This is a genomic window from Pseudomonas sp. FIP_A4 (assembly GCF_036701605.1).
Lineage (GTDB): Bacteria > Pseudomonadota > Gammaproteobacteria > Pseudomonadales > Pseudomonadaceae > Stutzerimonas > Stutzerimonas phenolilytica.
The window spans coordinates 415,889-433,076 of the sequence record NZ_JAYDXP010000126.1 but is presented as its reverse complement, the minus strand read 5'-3'; the positions used below and the strand labels follow the sequence as shown (position 1 = coordinate 433,076).

Sequence of the window (17,188 nt, the reverse complement as noted above, 5' to 3'; positions counted from 1 at the left end):
CGGGTGTATTCCATGTTCTGGCTGCTGACACTGCTCGCCTACCTGATCGGTTCGCTGTCATTCGCCATTCTGCTCAGCCGCCTGACCGGTCTGCCGGACCCGCGTGCCAGCGGCTCAGGCAATCCCGGCGCGACCAACATGCTACGCCTGGCTGGTCGACGCCTGGCCATCGCCACCTTGTTCGGCGATCTGCTCAAGGGGCTGCTGCCGGTACTGCTTGCCGCTCGCCTGGACTTGAGCGTGCAACAGCAGGGTTGGGTCGGCCTCGCCGCTGTGATCGGTCATCTGTATCCACTGTATTTCCGTTTCCGCGGCGGCAAGGGTGTTGCCACCGCAGCCGGTGCTCTGCTCGGGCTGTATCTGCCCGCCGCACTGCTGGCCGTCGTCGCCTGGCTCGCCGTATTCCGCCTCACCCGCACCAGCTCGCTCGCTGCACTGATCGCCCTGCCGCTCTGCCTGCCGCTGCTGGCCTGGCAGCAACCCGGGGCGCTGTTGCCGATGAGCCTGCTGGCGGTGCTGATCGTCTGGCGCCATCGCAGCAACCTGCGTGCGCTGCGTGCCGGCCAGGAACGCCATTTCTGATTTTCGACTGACTATAGATGGCGGCCATGCCCAGCGCCTCCATCAGATCGCCGGCAGCAACTCCATTGGCCAGCGCGCCTGCACGCCGATCGCCGGGCCGTCATGTTGCCCGGCCAGCAGCCGCTGGCAGCCGGCGTAGGCAATCATTGCGCCGTTGTCGGTACAAAAACGCGGGCGAGCGTAGAACACCTGGCCGTTCAGCTCGCCGAGCATCTTTTCCAGCGCCTGGCGCAACGCATGATTGGCACTGACGCCGCCGGCAATCACCAGCGATTTCAGCCCGGTCTGCTTCAGCGCGCGGCGGCACTTGATCGTCAGCGTTTCGACGACCGCCTGCTGAAACGCCAGCGCGATGTCACAACGAGTCTGCTCGGACTCGTCGCCAGCGCCACGACACTGCTGCCAGGTATTGAGGGTGAAGGTCTTGAGCCCACTGAAGCTGAAATCCAGCCCGGGGCGATCAGTCATCGGCCGAGGAAAGACGAAGCGCCCCGGCGTGCCCTGCTCCGCCAGTCGGGCGATCTCAGGACCACCCGGATAGCGCAGCCCCATCAGCTTGGCCGTCTTGTCGAAGGCCTCACCGGCGGCATCATCCACCGACTCACCGAGCAGCTCGTAGCGACCGATACCGTCGACGCGCACCAGCTGGGTGTGCCCGCCGGATACCAACAGCGCGACGAACGGAAACGCCGGGGCCTGCTCCTCCAGCATTGGCGCCAGCAGATGGCCTTCCATATGATGCACGCCCACGGCCGGTACGCCCCAGGCCAGCGCCAGCGCCTGCGCGCAGGACGCGCCGACCAGCAGCGCGCCGACCAGTCCCGGCCCTGCGGTATAGGCCACCGCATCGATCTGCGCAGCCTCGCGGCCCGCCTCGGCAAGCACCTGGCGAATCAATGGCAGCATGCGCTTGACGTGATCACGCGAGGCCAGCTCCGGCACCACGCCGCCGTAGACGCGGTGCAGATCGATCTGGCTGAACAACGCATCGGCCAGCAGGCCCTGCTCGCTGTCGTATAGCGCGACCCCGGTCTCGTCGCAGGATGTTTCCAGCCCCAGCACCAGCATGGGTTCAACCTTCCACGGAGGCGAATGAAGCCATGCATATTAATCGCCACGGCCGGCGACCGACCAGCGCTTTTCGCTCGCAGGCTTTGCATTCTCGGCGTTCCGGGGTTAACATCCGCAACCCTTAAAACCAGCGTGCTTGCGAGTCATTTGCCGAAGCGCGTTGCCACCGGTAATCAAGTGAAGGTACGTCCTGGATGCCCGCTGTCAAAGTTAAAGAGAATGAACCCTTCGACGTAGCCCTGCGTCGCTTCAAGCGCTCCTGCGAAAAAGCCGGCGTGCTGGCCGAAGTCCGTTCGCGCGAGTTCTACGAGAAGCCGACTGCAGAGCGCAAGCGCAAGGCTGCCGCCGCAGTCAAGCGTCACGCCAAGAAAGTGCAGCGCGAGCAGCGCCGCAGCGTTCGCCTGTACTGATCCCGTACAGCTGACGCAGCATAAAGCCCGGCCTAGGCCGGGCTTTGCATTGAACAAGACTCCGCTTCGCCAGCCGGCGAATGGTCGGAGTTTTTGCCATTTCCGGGTCGAACATTACGAGCGCACCCCGAGACTGTTATGGCCGGCCTGATTCCGCAATCCTTCATCGATGACCTGCTCAATCGCTCCGACATCGTCGAAGTGATCGGCTCGCGCATTCAATTGAAGAAAGCCGGCAAGAACTACACCGCGCGCTGCCCGTTCCATAACGAGAAGACGCCGTCCTTCAGCGTCAGCCCGGACAAGCAGTTCTACTACTGCTTCGGCTGCGGCGCCGGCGGCAACGCGCTGGGCTTCATCATGGACCACGATCACCTGGACTTCCCCCAGGCGGTCGAAGACCTGGCCCGCCGCGCCGGCCTGGAAGTCCCGCACGAGGACAGCGGGCGCAGCCACAAGCCACGTCAGCCGGTCGATTCGCCGCTCTACCCGCTTCTCGCCGCCGCATCCGACTACTATCGCCAGGCCCTGAAAAGCCACCCTGCACGCAAAGCGGCGGTGGAGTACCTCAAGGGCCGCGGCCTGTCTGGCGTGATCGCCCGCGACTTCGGTTTGGGTTTCGCCCCGCCGGGCTGGGACAATCTGCTCAAGCACCTGGGCGGCGATGCGCTGCAGCAAAAAGCCATGATCGACGCGGGCCTGCTGATCGAGAATGCCGATAACGGCAAGCGCTACGACCGCTTTCGCGACCGCGTGATGTTTCCCATCCGCGACAGCCGCGGCCGGGTGATCGCCTTCGGCGGTCGAGTCCTGGGCGACGACAAGCCCAAGTATCTGAACTCGCCGGAAACCCCGGTCTTCCACAAGGGACAGGAGCTCTACGGCCTGTTCGAGGCACGGCAGAGCAATCGCAACCTCGACGAAATCATGGTGGTCGAGGGTTACATGGACGTGATCGCGCTTGCCCAGCAGGGGCTGCGCAACGCCGTGGCGACTCTTGGCACCGCCACCAGCGAGGAGCATCTCAAGCGCCTGTTCCGCCTCGTGCCCAGCGTATTATTCTGCTTCGATGGCGACTCTGCCGGACGCAAGGCGGCGTGGCGCGCCCTGGAGGCGACCCTGCCGAGCCTGCAGGATGGCCGTCGCGCACGCTTCCTGTTCCTGCCCGAAGGCGAGGACCCGGACAGCCTCGTACGCGCCGAAGGCACCGATGCCTTTCGTGCCCGAATCAACCAACAGGCCCAGCCGCTGGCGGACTACTTCTTCCAACAGCTGAGCGAAGAAGCCGACCCACGATCGCTCGAGGGTAAGGCCCACCTCGCCACACTGGCGGCGCCGCTTATCGAAAAAATACCCGGCACCAATCTGCGCACCCTCATGCGCCAGCGCTTGGCGGAGCTGACTGGACTGACCGGCGAAGCGCTGCAAACCATGGCGGCGCCGGTGACGGATGCGAATCCCACCGCCACGCCCTACGACGACAGTCTCTATTACGACACCAGCACCGGCGAGCACGAGAACTACTTTGCCCCGGACTCCGGCCAGCCCTCCCTCGCGCCGAAGAAGCCGACGAAGGAATGGAAAAAGGACTGGAAAAAACCGGGACAGCGACCAGACTTCAAGCCACGCGGACCGCGCACGCCAACCACGGTCGAGCCACCAGCACTGACCACCCTGCGCACGCTGCTGCATCACCCGGAACTGGCACAGAAGGTCGAGGATGCCAGCCATTTCGCAGCCGAAGACGACACATACGCCCAGCTGCTGGTAGCTCTGCTCGGCACACTGCAGAAAAATCCCCGGCTGCGCAGCCTGCAACTGATCGCGCGCTGGCACGGCACCGATCAGGGGCGACTTTTACGTGCACTGGCCGAGAAAGAATGGCTGATATCGGCCGATAACCTTGAACAACAATTTTTCGACACCATTAACACCCTTGCCGCCAGACAGCGCGAACGCAGCCTCGAACTGCTGTTGCGCAAGGCCCGCCAGGGCGCGCTCAGCACCGAGGAAAAAGACCAGCTGCGTCACCTCCTGAGTCGCGACAGCACACCCGCAACAACGACCTCAACTGGCGCGTGAGGTCTTAGCTCGGCTATAATGCTCAGCTTGTTTTCAGCCCGCCAGAACCTTCAGTGGATAGGGTTATATGTCCGGAAAAGCGCAACAGCAGTCCCGCCTCAAAGAGTTGATCCAGCGTGGCCGTGAGCAGGGTTACCTGACTTACGCAGAGGTCAACGACCACCTACCGGAGGATATTTCCGATCCGGAACAGGTGGAAGACATCATTCGTATGATCAACGACATGGGCATCAACGTATTCGAGGTTGCCCCGGATGCCGATGCCCTGTTGTTGGCCGAAGCCGACACCGACGAAGCCGCCGCCGAAGAAGCTGCCGCTGCGCTTGCCGCAGTGGAAACCGATATCGGCCGCACCACCGATCCCGTGCGCATGTACATGCGCGAGATGGGTACCGTCGAATTGCTGACCCGCGAAGGCGAAATCGAAATCGCCAAGCGTATCGAGGAAGGCATTCGCGAGGTGATGAGCGCCATCGCTCATTTCCCCGGCACTGTTGACGGCATCCTCGCCGACTACGAGCGCGTGACGAACGAAGGCGGCCGCCTTTCGGACATTCTCAGCGGCTACATCGATCCTGACGACGACGGCGCTGCCGGTGCACCTCAGGAAGTCGAACCCGTCGCTCCACAGGTCGCAGCCAAGCCGGTTGCCGACGATAAGGACGATGACGAGGAAGAAGAGTCTGACAGCGAAGAGGAAGAAGGCGACGGTGGCCCCGACCCGGAAGTCGCCCGCGTACGCTTCGGTGCTGTGGCCGAGCAGCTGGAAAAAGCCAAGAAAGCGCTGAAAAAGCACGGACGCGCCAGTCAGCAGGCCATCGACGAGCTCGAGGCGCTGGCCATCCTGTTCATGCCGATCAAGCTCGTACCGAAACAGTACGACGCCCTGGTCGAACGCGTTCGCGATGCACTGAACCAGATTCGTGCTCAAGAACGTGCAGTCATGCAGCTGTGCGTGCGTGATGCGCGCATGCCGCGCGCGGACTTCCTGCGCCAATTCCCGAGCAATGAAACCAATCTTGCCTGGGCCGAAGAACTGGCCGCGGGCAAGAGCAAGTACGCCGAAGCGATCGGTGCCCGCAAGGAAGACATTCAGCGCTGCCAGCAGAAGCTGATCGAGCTGGAACAGGAGTGCGAGCTGGCGATTGCCGACATCAAGGATATCAACCGTCGCATGTCCATCGGCGAGGCCAAGGCCCGCCGTGCGAAGAAGGAAATGGTCGAGGCCAATCTGCGCTTGGTCATCTCCATCGCCAAGAAGTACACCAACCGCGGCCTGCAGTTCCTCGACCTGATTCAGGAAGGCAACATCGGCCTGATGAAGGCGGTGGACAAGTTCGAATACCGTCGCGGCTACAAGTTCTCGACCTACGCCACCTGGTGGATTCGCCAGGCGATCACCCGCTCGATCGCCGACCAGGCGCGCACCATCCGCATCCCGGTGCATATGATCGAGACAATCAACAAGCTCAACCGCATTTCCCGTCAGATGCTGCAGGAAATGGGCCGCGAGCCCACGCCCGAAGAGCTGGGCGAACGCATGGAGATGCCCGAGGACAAGATCCGTAAGGTCCTGAAGATCGCCAAGGAACCGATCTCCATGGAAACACCGATCGGCGACGACGAAGACTCGCATCTGGGCGACTTCATCGAGGATTCCGCCATGCAATCGCCGATCGACGTGGCGACCGTGGAGAGCCTCAAGGAAGCCACCCGCGAAGTTCTCTCCGGCCTCACCGCTCGCGAAGCCAAGGTGCTGCGTATGCGCTTCGGTATCGACATGAACACCGACCACACCCTCGAGGAAGTCGGCAAGCAGTTCGACGTCACCCGCGAGCGTATCCGCCAGATCGAGGCCAAGGCACTGCGCAAGCTGCGCCACCCGACGAGAAGCGAGCATCTGCGCTCCTTCCTCGACGAGTGAACCTGAACCCCCGGCCCGCCGGGGGTTTTATTTTCTGCACCAGCCTCACCGACAGCTCCCGTTGCGCGTGGCACATTGACAACGGCATCGGTATAATCCGCCGCTCCTTCTGGGGCCTATAGCTCAGTTGGTTAGAGCAGAGGACTCATAATCCTTTGGTCCACGGTTCGAGTCCGTGTGGGCCCACCATCTCTAAGCCGCGCATTGCGCGGCTTTTTCATTTCTGCCGTAGCCCATCCTCATCGCCAGCACCTATACATGCCGCGGTAGATGAACGCGGCCGCGACGTCGCGATCTCGCCCAAAGCAGCTAAATAACCAAAACGAATATAAACAGCAGTATTGGTTTCTGGACTCTCTAAACCGTGGCCACTATCGTGCGCGCGGGGTCGCCGGGGCGGCCTGTCGTTTTTGCTCATCGCCACGCTTTAAGGATCTCCATGCTTTTGGAATCGCTGCCGCTGCTGTTCGTCTGCGCTCTGCTGGTTTGGGTGCTGGTCGCGTTCGTTCGCGAGACCTGGAGCCCGGATATCGTGGTGGCGATCGCGGTGGCCGTGCTGTTGGCGACGCAGCTGCTCAGCCCAGGCGAGGTACTGAGTGTGCTGTCCAACTCCGCCCCGGTGACCATCGCCTGCATGTTTATTCTTTCCGCCGCGCTGGAGCGTACCGGCTGTATCGATGCGCTGGGCAACTGGCTGGGTGATCTGGTCGGCGACAGTCCCACGCGCGTGCTGGCCGGGCTGATGATCACCGCGCTGGTGGTGTCCGCCTTTCTCAACAACACGCCGGTCGTGGCCATCCTCACGCCGGTGGCGATTGCGCTGGCCAAGCGCGCCAGCAGTTCGCCATCGAAGCTGCTGATCCCTCTGTCCTACGCCACTGTGCTCGGCGGCATGCTGACCATGATCGGCACCTCGACCAACATCCTCGTCGACGGCGTCGCGCGCAAGGCCGGCCTGGAGCCCTTCGGCATGTTCGAAATCACCCCCGCGGCGCTGGCCTTCTGCGCAGTTGGTTTCGTCTATCTGATGCTGTTCAGCCGGCGTCTGCTGCCGGATCGGGAAACGCTGTCCAAGCAGTTGCGCCCGGACCTGGATCGCACTTTCATGAGCGAGCTGCGGGTGCCGTATAGCTCGCCGATGATCGGCAGGACGCTGAGCGAGGCCAATCTCAATGGCGGCAGCGGCCTGCAGGTGCTGCAAGTGAGCCGTGGCGAACAGCAGATCAGCCGTCCCGAGCACGATTTCGTCCTGCAGGCCGGCGACCTGCTGGTGCTGCACGGTCAGGTGCGCAACGTGGTCGATCTGCGCGAAAGCGGCCACCTCAGCTTCAACCGCGGCGATGCCTTCGAGACCGTCAGTAGCCAGGACCTGGTGCTGGCCGAGGCCATCGTCGGTCGTGGTTCGCGCTACAGCCACCGGCCGATGCGCGATCTCGACCTCAGCGCACGCTACGGTATCAACGTGCTGGCCGTGCATCGCCAAGATGCCAACGTCAGCGGCAACCTCGACGACTTCGAACTGCAGTTCGGCGACGTCATGCTGGTCGAAGGCACTCCGGCGCAGATCAAGCGCTTCGCCGACAATGGCGAGCTGATCAGTCTCAACGCCGTGCAGGAGCGCGCCTACCGCCGCGACAAGGCGCCGATCGCCATTCTCGCCACGCTGGCGGTGGTGATTCTGTCCGCCTTCCGCTTCATGCCCATCGAAGGCCTGGCGATCATCGCCGGCGCGGTGGTGCTGGCCACTCGCTGCCTGGATGTCGAAGAGGCTTACAAGGCGGTCGACTGGAAGGTGCTGAGCCTGATCTTCGGCATGCTGGCGATCAGCATCGCGATGGACAAGGTCGGTCTGGTCGATCTGGTGGTGGCCAAGACCATGACCGCACTGCCCGACGCCAGCCCGCTGCTGATGCTCGGTTTCGTCTACCTGCTGACCACCATCCTCACCGAGATTCTGTCCAACAATGCCGTGGCGGTGCTGGTCACGCCGGTGGCCATCGGCATCGCCCAGAGTCTCGGTCTCGATCCGCGGCCGTTCGTGGTGGCCGTGATGTTCGCTGCCAGCGTCAGCTTCGCCACCCCCATCGGCTACCAGACCAACACCTTCGTCTACAACGCCGGCGGCTACCGCTTCAGCGACTTCCTGCGCATCGGTATCCCGTTGAATCTGTTGATGGTAGGGGTTGCGATCGTGGTCATCCCGCTGGTGTGGCCGTTGCACACGGCCTGAGCACCGAGCCCTTAATCCCGTGCCGCTTGCGCTGAGTCATTGATCCGGCGCGCATTCCGTTTCAAGCTCCGGTTTTTCGTCGAACAACAACAGGAGCGCGACATGAAACTGGAAACCTTGGCCATCCACGCCGGTTACAGCCCGGACCCGACCACCAAGGCGGTCGCCGTACCGATCTACCAGACCACGTCCTACGCCTTCGACAATACCCAGCATGGCGCCGACCTGTTCGACCTCAAGGTGCCGGGCAACATCTATACGCGCATCATGAACCCCACCACCGATGTGCTCGAACAGCGCGTCGCGGCGCTGGAAGGCGGGGTTGCCGCGCTGGCGGTAGCGTCGGGGATGGCGGCGATCACCTACGCCATCCAGACCATCACCGAAGTCGGCGACAACATCGTCTCGGTGGCCAAGCTCTATGGCGGCACCTACAACCTGTTCGCCCATACTCTGCCACGCCAGGGCATCGAAGTACGCTTCGCCCCCCACGACGACATCGCCGCGCTGGAAGCACTGATCGATGAGCGCACCAAAGCGGTGTTCTGCGAGTCCATCGGCAACCCGGCCGGCAACATCATCGATATCCAGGCCCTGGCCGACGCCGCGCATCGCCACGGCGTACCGCTGATCGTCGACAACACCGTCGCCACGCCGGTGCTCTGCCGCCCCTTCGAGCACGGTGCCGATATCGTCGTGCACGCGCTGACCAAGTACATGGGCGGCCACGGCACCAGCATCGGCGGTATCGTCGTCGACTCCGGCAAGTTCCCGTGGGCGCAGCACAAGACGCGATTTCCTCTGCTCAACACACCGGATGTCTCCTACCACGGTGTGACCTACACCGAGGCCTTCGGCCCGGCGGCGTTCATCGGCCGCTGCCGTGTGGTGCCGCTGCGCAATATGGGCGCGGCGATCTCGCCGTTCAATTCGTTCCTGATCCTGCAGGGTCTGGAAACCCTGGCGCTGCGCATGGAGCGCCACTGCGAGAATGCGCAGAAGGTCGCCGAGTTCCTGCAGGCCCACCCACAGGTGGCCTGGGTGAAGTACGCCGGGCTGGCGGACCATCCCGAGCACGGCCTGGCGCGCCGCTATATGGGCGGTCGCCCGGCATCGATTCTCTGCTTCGGCATCGTCGGCGGCATGGAAGCCGGCGCCCGCTTCATCGACGCGCTGAAACTGGTCCTGCGCCTGGTCAACATCGGCGACGCCAAGTCGCTGGCCTGCCACCCGGCAAGCACCACCCACCGCCAGCTCAACGCCGAGGAACTGGCGCGCGCCGGCGTCTCCCAGGACCTGATCCGGCTGTCGATCGGCATCGAGCATATCGACGACATTCTCGCCGACCTCAGCCAGGCGCTCGAAGCCGCCCAGGCCTGACCGCCGCCCGCGGCGCGATCCTTGATATCGCGCCGCGCGGCTCCACATTATTCGGCATACCGCCTGTGGAGCCTCGCCATGACCGAGTCACTGATCATTCCCTGCGCACACTGCGCCGGTCTCAACCGGATTCCCGCCAACCGCCTGCACGACGCGCCGCATTGCGGCCGCTGCAAGGCCGAAGTCCTACCGCACAAGCCCTTCGACCTGCAGCAAAGTCAGTTCGCCAGCCAGCTCAAGGGCGACTTGCCCTTACTGGTCGATGTCTGGGCCAGCTGGTGCGGCCCGTGTCGCAGCTTCGCCCCGACCTTCGCCGAAGCCGCCCGCCAGCTGCAGGGCCGCTGCCGCCTGACCAAGCTCGATAGCGAAGCCAACCCGCAGCTTTCTACGCAGCTGGGTATCCGCTCGATTCCCAGCCTGCTGCTGTTTCGCGACGGTCGTGAGGTGGCTCGGCAGAGCGGCGCACTGCCATTGCCGCAGCTGCTGACCTGGCTGCGCCAGCACGGCATCTGACCGCAGGTCTGGAGCGCCTGAACGATCAGGACGGCGATTCGGTCCACCGCACAGATCCATCTGTCCGGAGACGCCCTCATGTTCGGCAATACCACCCGCACGTTTGAAGTGAACTACATCTACCAGAACGATCCGCGCGCACAGGTCATCGAGTCGCAGGACGAAAGCCTGTCGAACGCCACGGCCGCTGCGCACCTGATCCGCCTGCATCATGCCGATGCGGAAAACGGTCTGGTGATGCCTGAAGCGGATGCCGCTGGCGAGGAGCTGCTCAGGCAGGCAGAGATTCTCGGCATCACCGATATCCGCGTGACCCGGCTGGTGCACGAGCACGCGCCGGGCACCACGCCGGGCCACCATCAACAGCCCTGATACACCTGCCGCCGCTTCAGTAGAAATACCAGCGCAGCTGAACCTGAAACTCCGTTTCCGGTTCGCCACGGTGACTGAAGCTGCGCTCAAGGCCGACCCGCAGGCCGGCGGTGTCACGCAGCTCGAACTGCTGAGCGAGGCTGATCCGCCGCCGCACCTCGCCGTTGTGGAAGTAGTCGCCGCGCGCCTCCAGCAGCAAGTTGCCGGCGCCGTTGCGCCAGAGCAGCCCACTGTCGAAGCCCGCTGCCGGACTGATCACCGCGCCGAATTCCGGATGGTGCTCCAGGCGCGCGGTGGCCAGGGCGAAACCGAGCAGATCCTCGCGCAGCTGCCAGGTGAAGCCGCCGCCGCCATTCAGATGACCGACGAGCCGATCGTCGCCGTCGCCCTCGGCAATCCGCTCCAGCCCCGCCGCGATCTGCCACGACCACGGCCGCAGCAGCGGCGTGAGTGGCGTCAGCGAACGGATTCCAGCCAGGTCCAGCCGCTGCAGCTTCCAGTGGTTGCCCTCGTACTGACGCAGACGCAGCTGCGCGATCTCGATCTGTGCGCCGAGCGGGAAGCCTTCCAGGATGTCGATCAGGTCGTGATAGGCCATGCGCAGCCCGTATTCGGCGAAGGCCCGCTCATCGCGGCTGCCGACGCCGAACTGCAGGGTGCGCGATTCATGGCCGTTTTCCGGCAGCACCGGGCGCTCGACGTCCAGGCGCGGCGGCGGGTTGCGATTGATCGCCTGCAGCAGACGGTAACTGTGCGCGGCATTCGCCGGATCGCGCTCCTCACCAGTCACCCGGTAGCGCACCAGGCGATAGGCGCCGTCCTGAATCAGTGCCCGCCGCTCGCTCGGCAGCGCCTGGAAATCGTCCCGTTCGAGCTGCTGAGGATCGTCGGCCAACTGGCGTACCCAGCGCAGCTCCTCGCTCTCGAGCGGTGCGGTACGGGTCAGCAGTTCACGCTCGCGCGACGGCCGATAGTCGATGTCGGCGACCAGCCCGGCGTCGATCACCGCGCGCACGGTATCGGCCGGAATGGCGGTCAGCGGGAACTGTGCAGTCAATCTCAGGCCGGGCCGGGCAACCTCCAGCAGTTCAAGCAGACGGTAGGAACAGTTCTCGTCGAAGAAGAAGTAGTCGAAGCGAATCTGCTTGAGCTCCCAGACATGCTCGAGCATCCGGCCCGTCTCGTCCGGCGTCAGATTCAGCCGGTACTCCCACAGATCGCGATTCTCCAGGCGGCTGTATTCGCCGATCTTCTCGCGGTAGGGCAAGAGCGAGAACAGCCCGGGATAACCGCCCATCAGGCCCTTCCATGCGTAGAGGACGCTGTTGTCCATCCCCTCGATGTAGGCGCCGAAGTTGAGTGCCGAACTCAGCAGCGGACTGCCCTGGGTATCGATATCGGCCTGGTCGATGCGCAGCAGGGTGTGGCCGAACATCGACGACGGGCTGTTGAGATAGGCCGCAGGAAAGACCAGCACGGTACTGTGCGGCGCGACGTCGGCGTACCAGGTGCGGAACTCCTTGCACTCGACGGTCGGCAGGTCGGTGAGGCTCAGCCGCTCGCGCAACCAGCGCGTGCGCGCCGGGAAAACACACTGGGGGTGACGGTCGCCGGCGCTCGCCGGCGCGTAGAGCGCGGCAAGGGTCGCCGCCAGCTCGGCAGCAGGATCATGTTCACCGCCATCGGCCAGGAAGAAATCGTCATCATCGACATAGCTGCGCCAACCGCCCAGCTTGCCGCTCTCGTAATGTCCGAGCGAGTGCCAGTAGGGCTCGTCGGCCAGCGATCGCAGCGTGGAATCGTCAGGTGTGGCAGACAGCGCGAGGGTGCTCGCGCTACACAGCGCCAGCAGTAGCAGGGGTCGAAGCATATTCGGCCAATGGCAAGCAGATACGAAAGTGCCCGCCGGAGCGGGCACGAGAGAAGGAACGTGAAACTCAGGCCTGCTCGGCGTACTGAGCCAGGCGAGCGTCCTGCTTGAGCACCGCCAGAGTGGCGGCATGCACCTGCTCGGCGGTTACGTCAGCGGAGCTGAAGATCTCGTCGAAGTGTGCCTGAGTGACGCTGGCGAAATGCGCGCGATCCTCGGGCTTGATGCCGAGCACGACGGCGTAGGTGGTCAGAGCCTCACCTTCGCCCATCGCCATGTCTTCGGACAGCTCGGTCATTATGCTGCCCAGCACGATCATGGACTTGCCGTTGTACTGCAGCGCGCCATCGGTCGAGCAACCGTTGGTGCCGGAGGTCATGCCGAAGGTGGCGTTACCGGAAGTGCCGTTGGTGGTCGAAGCCACCAGGTGGGAGGGCAGGCCGCGCTGGCCTTCGAACAGCATGTTGCCCCAGCCGCAACCTGGGCCACCCGGTGCGGTGGCGAAGGCACTGGCCGATGCGGAGAGGAGCAGGGACGCTAGCAGAATCCGTTTCATGATCGTTCTCTTGTGCGTGAGGGAAAGGCCGGCGCCCTCGCCGGCTGCGGTGTAGCTTTGGCAGAGCGGCGAGCGGTGTCAAGCCAGAAAGCCATTCGCTGCTGAATGGTTCAAGCTAAAGCGGTTGCAGCCACGCATCCACCCCTCGTCGGGGCATACCAAAAGAGCAGATACCTGCGCAAAATCATGTCAAATTGCCATCACCCCATGATAGCTTCCGCGCCGCGCGTCACGGAGCGCGCATGAAAAACAGACAACAAGGAGCTGTCGTGAAACTCACCCCTATCCTTCTTGCAGGTGCGATCCTGGCTACCACCGGCTGCGCGAGCGGCCTGAATTCGTATCAGGAATCCGAGCTGCGCCACTTCGAAGCCGCCGGCCTGGCGGTCGAGGAAAAGAGCCCTGCGCTGGGTACCGCGCTGGGTCTGCTTCCCGGCGGTGGTTCGTTCTACGGTCGTGAGTACGGCCTTGGCGTGGTCAACCTGCTGTTCTGGCCGCTTTCCATTCTGTGGGATCCGGTCAGTGGCCACAGCGCCGCGGAAACCATCAACTACCACGCCACCAAGCATCACGTCAGCAAGTTGGAAAATGGCGAGCTGGACAAGCTGGAAGACCAGCTGGCACAGAACCAGATCGACATGACCCAGTTCACCCTGCAGAAGCGCAAGATCGAAGCGAAGTACCGCTACAACTGACCGTGCGCTCCGTGCCGGCCCTCAGCCGGCACGGACTCTCACCGCACGCTAGCGGGCGGCAAGCGCCTCACGCGTGACCAGGTCGATGAAGGCGCGCGTCAGCGGTGACTGCTCCTGACGGCGCTTGACCAGCCAGACGGCGGTGGTCGCCTCCTTGTCGAGCACGGTCCGAAATGCCACACCGTCAATGCGGATACGCTGGAACGACGCCGGCAGCACCGAAACCCCCAGCCCCGCAGCGACCAGACCGATGATGGTCAGCGCCTCGTTCGCCTCCTGGGCGATGCGCGGGTTGAAGCCGGCTTGGCGCGCCAGGTTGAGCAACTGGTCGTAGAGTCCGGTGCCGTAGCTGCGCGGAAAGAACACGAAAGGCTCGGCGGCCAACTCGGCCAGCCAGATCCCCTCCTCTCTATCGCTCGCCAACGGGTGCCCGGCGTGCATCAGCGCCACCAGGGGTTCGCTGAACAGCTCCGTGGTCTGCAGGCCGGCCGGCAGCGCGAACGGGCGGATCATACCGACCTGCAGCGTCTCGTCCTGCACCGCGTCCACCACCTGCTTGCTGGTCATCTCCTGCAGCGCCAGGTGCACGGCCGGAAAGGCTTCGCGGAAGGCCAGAATCGCCCGCGGCAGAATCGAGGTGAACGGCGCCGAGGAGGTGAAACCGATCTGCAGCTCGCCGATCTCACCCTGATTGGCGCGGCGCGCCACATCCACCGCCTTGTCGACCTGCGCCAGCGTGCGGCGGGTTTCCTCGAGGAACAGCCGGCCGGCGTCGGTCAGCGAAACCCGGCGGTTGGTGCGATCGAACAGACGCACCCCCAGCTCGGCTTCCAGCGCCTGGATCTGCTGGCTCAGCGGCGGCTGGGAAATGCGTAGTAACTCGGCTGCACGGCCGAAGTGCAGCTCCTCGGCCACAGCGACGAAATACCGCAGGTGGCGTAGCTCCATGACAACCCCATTGATTCGCCAGTCATATTGATTGGGTCGAATAATATATTGGAAACATTAAATAAAGCTCCCTATCGTTCTCTTCATCAGCCTGCTACCCCGACGCCCGAATGTCGAGCGGGTGAACGACAGCGAGAATCGGCGATGAACAGTTTCCAGAGCGCGACCGGCGAGTCGGCTCAATCCCACGCGCAGCCCTCCACCGATGCCGTGGCCCACGACGCCTTCACCGAAAAGGGCACGCCACGCTTCACCCGCACCGTGCTGGCGCTGTTCGCTGGCGGCTTCGCGACCTTCGCCCTGCTCTACTGCGTGCAACCGTTGATGCCCATGCTGTCGCAGGCGTTCGCCATCAACGCGGCGCAAAGCAGCCTGGTGCTGTCATCCTCGACCATCACCCTGGCGATCGGCCTACTGATCACCGGGCCCATCTCCGATGCCATCGGCCGCAAACCGGTGATGGTCACCGCGTTGCTGGCCGCCGCCCTGTTCACCCTGCTCAGTGCCGTGATGCCCGGCTGGCACGGCGTGCTGTTGATGCGTGCCCTCGTCGGGCTGGCTCTGAGCGGGCTGGCGGCGGTGGCGATGACCTATCTGAGCGAGGAGATCGATCCACGGCACCTCGGCCTGGCGATGGGCCTGTATATCGGCGGCAATGCGATCGGCGGCATGAGCGGCCGGCTGATCAGCGGCGTGCTGGTCGATTACCTGCCGTGGCAGAGCGTGCTGGCGGTGATGGGCGGGCTGGCGCTGCTGGCCGCGCTGCTGTTCTGGCGCTTTCTGCCCGACTCGCGGCACTTCCGCGCGCGCCCGTTGCGCCCGCGCGGGCTGGTGCAGGGCTACACCATGCACTTTCGCGACGCTGGCCTGCCGTGGCTGTTCCTGCAGGCGTTCCTGCTGATGGGCAGTTTCGTCACGCTGTTCAACTACATCGGCTACCGGTTGATCGCCGCGCCGTTCGAACTCAGTCAAACGCTGGTCGGCCTGCTGGCGGTGGTCTACCTGTCGGGCATCTACAGCTCGGCGCAGGCCGGTGCGCTGGCCGACCGGATCGGCCGGCGCAAGGTGCTCTGGGCGATGATCGTGCTGATGCTGGGCGGGCTGGGGCTGACGCTGTTCGATGTGCTGGCAACGATCCTGCCGGGCATGCTGCTGTTCACCTTCGGCTTCTTCGGCGCGCATTCGGTGGCCAGCAGCTGGATCGGCCGTCGCGCCACTCAGGCGCGGGGCCAGGCGTCGTCGCTGTACCTGTTCGGCTATTACCTGGGCTCGAGCATCGCCGGAACGCTGGGCGGGCTGTTCTGGCATGCCGGCGGCTGGACCGGCGTAGGCCTGTTCATCGCCGCCCTGCTGCTGGTCTCGCTGCTGGTGGCGCTGCATTTGGCACACCTGCCGGCCACGCCGGAGAACCGCGCACGCGGATAGCAAAACGCCCCGCATGAGCGGGGCGTTTCGTCCAGCGCGACGCGCTTAGCGGTGGTACTGCGCCGACAGCTCGTGCACGGCCTCGATGAACGCGCCGGCATGCGCCGGATCGACTTCCGGGGTGATGCCGTGACCGAGGTTGAAGACGTGGCCGTTGCCGTGGCCGAAGCTGGCGAGGATGCGGCCAACCTCGGCACGAATCGCCTCCGGCTTGGCATACAGCACGCTGGGGTCCATGTTGCCCTGCAGCGCTACCTTGTCACCAACCCGCGCACGCGCGCTGCCGATATCGCAGGTCCAGTCCAGGCCGAGCGCCTCGGCACCAGCACCCGCCATCGACTCCAGCCACAGTCCGCCGCCCTTGGTGAACAGGATCACCGGCACGCGGCGGCCGTCGTGCTCGCGGATCAGTCCGTCGACGATCTTCTGCATGTAGGCCAGAGAGAATTCCTGGTACGCCGCCGCCGACAGGCTGCCGCCCCAGGAGTCGAAGATCTGCACGGCCTGCGCCCCGGCAAGGATTTGGCCGTTGAGGTAGGCCGTGACCGATTGCGCCAGCTTGTCGAGCAGTGCGTGCATCGCTGCCGGATCGCTGTAGAGCATCGCCTTCGATTTGCGGAAATCCTTCGAAGAGCCACCCTCGACCATGTAGGTCGCCAGGGTCCAGGGGCTGCCGGAGAAGCCGATCAGCGGCACGCGGCCGTTGAGTTCGCGGCGGATGGTGCGCACGGCGTCCATCACGTAACCCAGATCCTTTTCCGGATCGGGGATCGGCAGCGCGTCGATGTCGGCGGCGCTGCTGACTACCTTCTTGAAGCGCGGCCCTTCGCCGGTCTCGAAGTACAGCCCAAGGCCCATCGCATCCGGCACGGTGAGGATGTCGGAGAACAGGATGGCCGCATCCAGCGGATAGCGATCCAGTGGCTGCAGGGTCACCTCGCAGGCCAGCTCCGGATTCATGCACAAGCTCATGAAGTCGCCGGCCTTGGCGCGACTGGCGCGATATTCCGGCAGGTAACGGCCGGCCTGGCGCATCATCCACACCGGGGTGACGTCGACAGGCTGCTTGAGCAGGGCACGAAGGAAGCGATCGTTCTTCAAGGTGGTCATGGCGGGGTCCCAGCAAAAAA

15 protein-coding genes and 1 tRNA gene are annotated in these 17,188 nt (G+C 64.2%); 11 read left to right on the top strand and 5 right to left on the bottom strand.

The features are described 5' to 3' along the window. Positions 1-12 precede the first annotated feature (12 nt). Positions 13-582, top strand: coding sequence for a glycerol-3-phosphate 1-O-acyltransferase PlsY (plsY, locus tag U8L64_RS15190; protein WP_102828987.1), 570 nt, complete (start codon positions 13-15; stop codon positions 580-582). Positions 583-624: 42 nt separating this feature from the next. Here the strand turns inward: plsY and tsaD are convergent, their stop codons facing one another. Continuing rightward, entirely contained in the window at positions 625-1,650 is a 1,026-nt protein-coding gene (tsaD, locus tag U8L64_RS15185; protein ID WP_333398168.1) for a tRNA (adenosine(37)-N6)-threonylcarbamoyltransferase complex transferase subunit TsaD, read from the bottom strand. A 197-nt stretch (positions 1,651-1,847) separates the two neighbouring features. On the opposite strand from tsaD, the gene rpsU reads away from it, so the two are divergent. The 8 genes from rpsU (at position 1,848) to U8L64_RS15145 (ending at position 10,564) form a co-directional block, all read left to right on the top strand. After that, entirely contained in the window at positions 1,848-2,063 is a 216-nt protein-coding gene (rpsU, locus tag U8L64_RS15180) for a 30S ribosomal protein S21 (RefSeq protein ID WP_003290642.1), read from the top strand. A gap of 138 nt (positions 2,064-2,201) precedes the next feature. Then, a complete protein-coding gene (gene dnaG / locus U8L64_RS15175) occupies positions 2,202-4,145 on the top strand; it encodes a DNA primase (protein WP_333398167.1) in 1,944 nt (647 codons plus the stop codon). Between the two features lie 67 nt (positions 4,146-4,212). Next, entirely contained in the window at positions 4,213-6,069 is a 1,857-nt protein-coding gene (rpoD, locus tag U8L64_RS15170) for an RNA polymerase sigma factor RpoD (RefSeq protein ID WP_043298875.1), read from the top strand. Positions 6,070-6,181: 112 nt separating this feature from the next. Next, positions 6,182-6,258, top strand: a tRNA-Ile gene (locus U8L64_RS15165). A 250-nt stretch (positions 6,259-6,508) separates the two neighbouring features. After that, positions 6,509-8,299: an SLC13 family permease gene (locus U8L64_RS15160; RefSeq protein ID WP_333398166.1), complete on the top strand. Its 1,791-nt coding sequence runs from the start codon at positions 6,509-6,511 to the stop codon at positions 8,297-8,299. Between the two features lie 102 nt (positions 8,300-8,401). Next, positions 8,402-9,679, top strand: coding sequence for a bifunctional O-acetylhomoserine aminocarboxypropyltransferase/cysteine synthase (locus U8L64_RS15155; protein ID WP_333398165.1), 1,278 nt, complete (start codon positions 8,402-8,404; stop codon positions 9,677-9,679). Between the two features lie 78 nt (positions 9,680-9,757). Further along, complete coding sequence (trxC, locus tag U8L64_RS15150) at positions 9,758-10,192, top strand: thioredoxin TrxC (RefSeq protein WP_156716170.1); 435 nt, start codon at positions 9,758-9,760, stop codon at positions 10,190-10,192. A gap of 78 nt (positions 10,193-10,270) precedes the next feature. Then, positions 10,271-10,564, top strand: a complete 294-nt coding sequence (locus U8L64_RS15145) for a hypothetical protein (protein WP_156716168.1) — start codon at positions 10,271-10,273, stop codon at positions 10,562-10,564. Between the two features lie 16 nt (positions 10,565-10,580). On the opposite strand, the gene U8L64_RS15140 is transcribed toward U8L64_RS15145, so the two are convergent. Continuing rightward, positions 10,581-12,434 carry an Lnb N-terminal periplasmic domain-containing protein gene (locus U8L64_RS15140; protein WP_333398164.1) on the bottom strand — a complete coding sequence of 618 codons (1,854 nt, stop codon included), beginning with the start codon at positions 12,432-12,434 and terminating at the stop codon, positions 10,581-10,583. Between the two features lie 67 nt (positions 12,435-12,501). Then, positions 12,502-12,990: a DUF3015 domain-containing protein gene (locus U8L64_RS15135; protein ID WP_008568296.1), complete on the bottom strand. Its 489-nt coding sequence runs from the start codon at positions 12,988-12,990 to the stop codon at positions 12,502-12,504. A gap of 269 nt (positions 12,991-13,259) precedes the next feature. Between U8L64_RS15135 and U8L64_RS15130 the strand changes: the two genes are divergently transcribed. Then, complete coding sequence (locus tag U8L64_RS15130) at positions 13,260-13,685, top strand: hypothetical protein (protein ID WP_077682686.1); 426 nt, start codon at positions 13,260-13,262, stop codon at positions 13,683-13,685. Between the two features lie 48 nt (positions 13,686-13,733). Here U8L64_RS15130 and U8L64_RS15125 read toward each other — a convergent pair whose 3' ends face one another. Continuing rightward, positions 13,734-14,633, bottom strand: a complete 900-nt coding sequence (locus tag U8L64_RS15125; RefSeq protein ID WP_043298843.1) for a LysR family transcriptional regulator — start codon at positions 14,631-14,633, stop codon at positions 13,734-13,736. 144 nt (positions 14,634-14,777) lie between these two features. On the opposite strand from U8L64_RS15125, the gene U8L64_RS15120 reads away from it, so the two are divergent. Beyond that, positions 14,778-16,058 carry an MFS transporter gene (locus U8L64_RS15120; protein WP_043298841.1) on the top strand — a complete coding sequence of 427 codons (1,281 nt, stop codon included), beginning with the start codon at positions 14,778-14,780 and terminating at the stop codon, positions 16,056-16,058. 45 nt (positions 16,059-16,103) lie between these two features. Here U8L64_RS15120 and hemE read toward each other — a convergent pair whose 3' ends face one another. Continuing rightward, on the bottom strand, positions 16,104-17,168 hold the full coding sequence (gene hemE, locus U8L64_RS15115; protein ID WP_054094454.1) for a uroporphyrinogen decarboxylase: 1,065 nt from the start codon (positions 17,166-17,168) through the stop codon (positions 16,104-16,106). Between the last annotated feature and the right edge of the window lie 20 nt (positions 17,169-17,188).

What these genes read in the sequence shown, in the direction of transcription:
- U8L64_RS15145 (WP_156716168.1), top strand. Translation starts at nt 10,271, where the DNA reads ATGTTCGGCAATACCACCCGCACGTTTGAAGTGAACTACATCTACCAG.
- trxC (WP_156716170.1), top strand. Translation starts at nt 9,758, where the DNA reads ATGACCGAGTCACTGATCATTCCCTGCGCACACTGCGCCGGTCTCAAC.
- U8L64_RS15125 (WP_043298843.1), bottom strand. Translation starts at nt 14,633, where the DNA reads ATGGAGCTACGCCACCTGCGGTATTTCGTCGCTGTGGCCGAGGAGCTG.
- U8L64_RS15135 (WP_008568296.1), bottom strand. Translation starts at nt 12,990, where the DNA reads ATGAAACGGATTCTGCTAGCGTCCCTGCTCCTCTCCGCATCGGCCAGT.
- U8L64_RS15140 (WP_333398164.1), bottom strand. Translation starts at nt 12,434, where the DNA reads ATGCTTCGACCCCTGCTACTGCTGGCGCTGTGTAGCGCGAGCACCCTC.
- U8L64_RS15160 (WP_333398166.1), top strand. Translation starts at nt 6,509, where the DNA reads ATGCTTTTGGAATCGCTGCCGCTGCTGTTCGTCTGCGCTCTGCTGGTT.
- tsaD (WP_333398168.1), bottom strand. Translation starts at nt 1,650, where the DNA reads ATGCTGGTGCTGGGGCTGGAAACATCCTGCGACGAGACCGGGGTCGCG.
- U8L64_RS15120 (WP_043298841.1), top strand. Translation starts at nt 14,778, where the DNA reads ATGAACAGTTTCCAGAGCGCGACCGGCGAGTCGGCTCAATCCCACGCG.
- plsY (WP_102828987.1), top strand. Translation starts at nt 13, where the DNA reads ATGTTCTGGCTGCTGACACTGCTCGCCTACCTGATCGGTTCGCTGTCA.
- rpoD (WP_043298875.1), top strand. Translation starts at nt 4,213, where the DNA reads ATGTCCGGAAAAGCGCAACAGCAGTCCCGCCTCAAAGAGTTGATCCAG.
- dnaG (WP_333398167.1), top strand. Translation starts at nt 2,202, where the DNA reads ATGGCCGGCCTGATTCCGCAATCCTTCATCGATGACCTGCTCAATCGC.
- hemE (WP_054094454.1), bottom strand. Translation starts at nt 17,168, where the DNA reads ATGACCACCTTGAAGAACGATCGCTTCCTTCGTGCCCTGCTCAAGCAG.
- U8L64_RS15155 (WP_333398165.1), top strand. Translation starts at nt 8,402, where the DNA reads ATGAAACTGGAAACCTTGGCCATCCACGCCGGTTACAGCCCGGACCCG.
- rpsU (WP_003290642.1), top strand. Translation starts at nt 1,848, where the DNA reads ATGCCCGCTGTCAAAGTTAAAGAGAATGAACCCTTCGACGTAGCCCTG.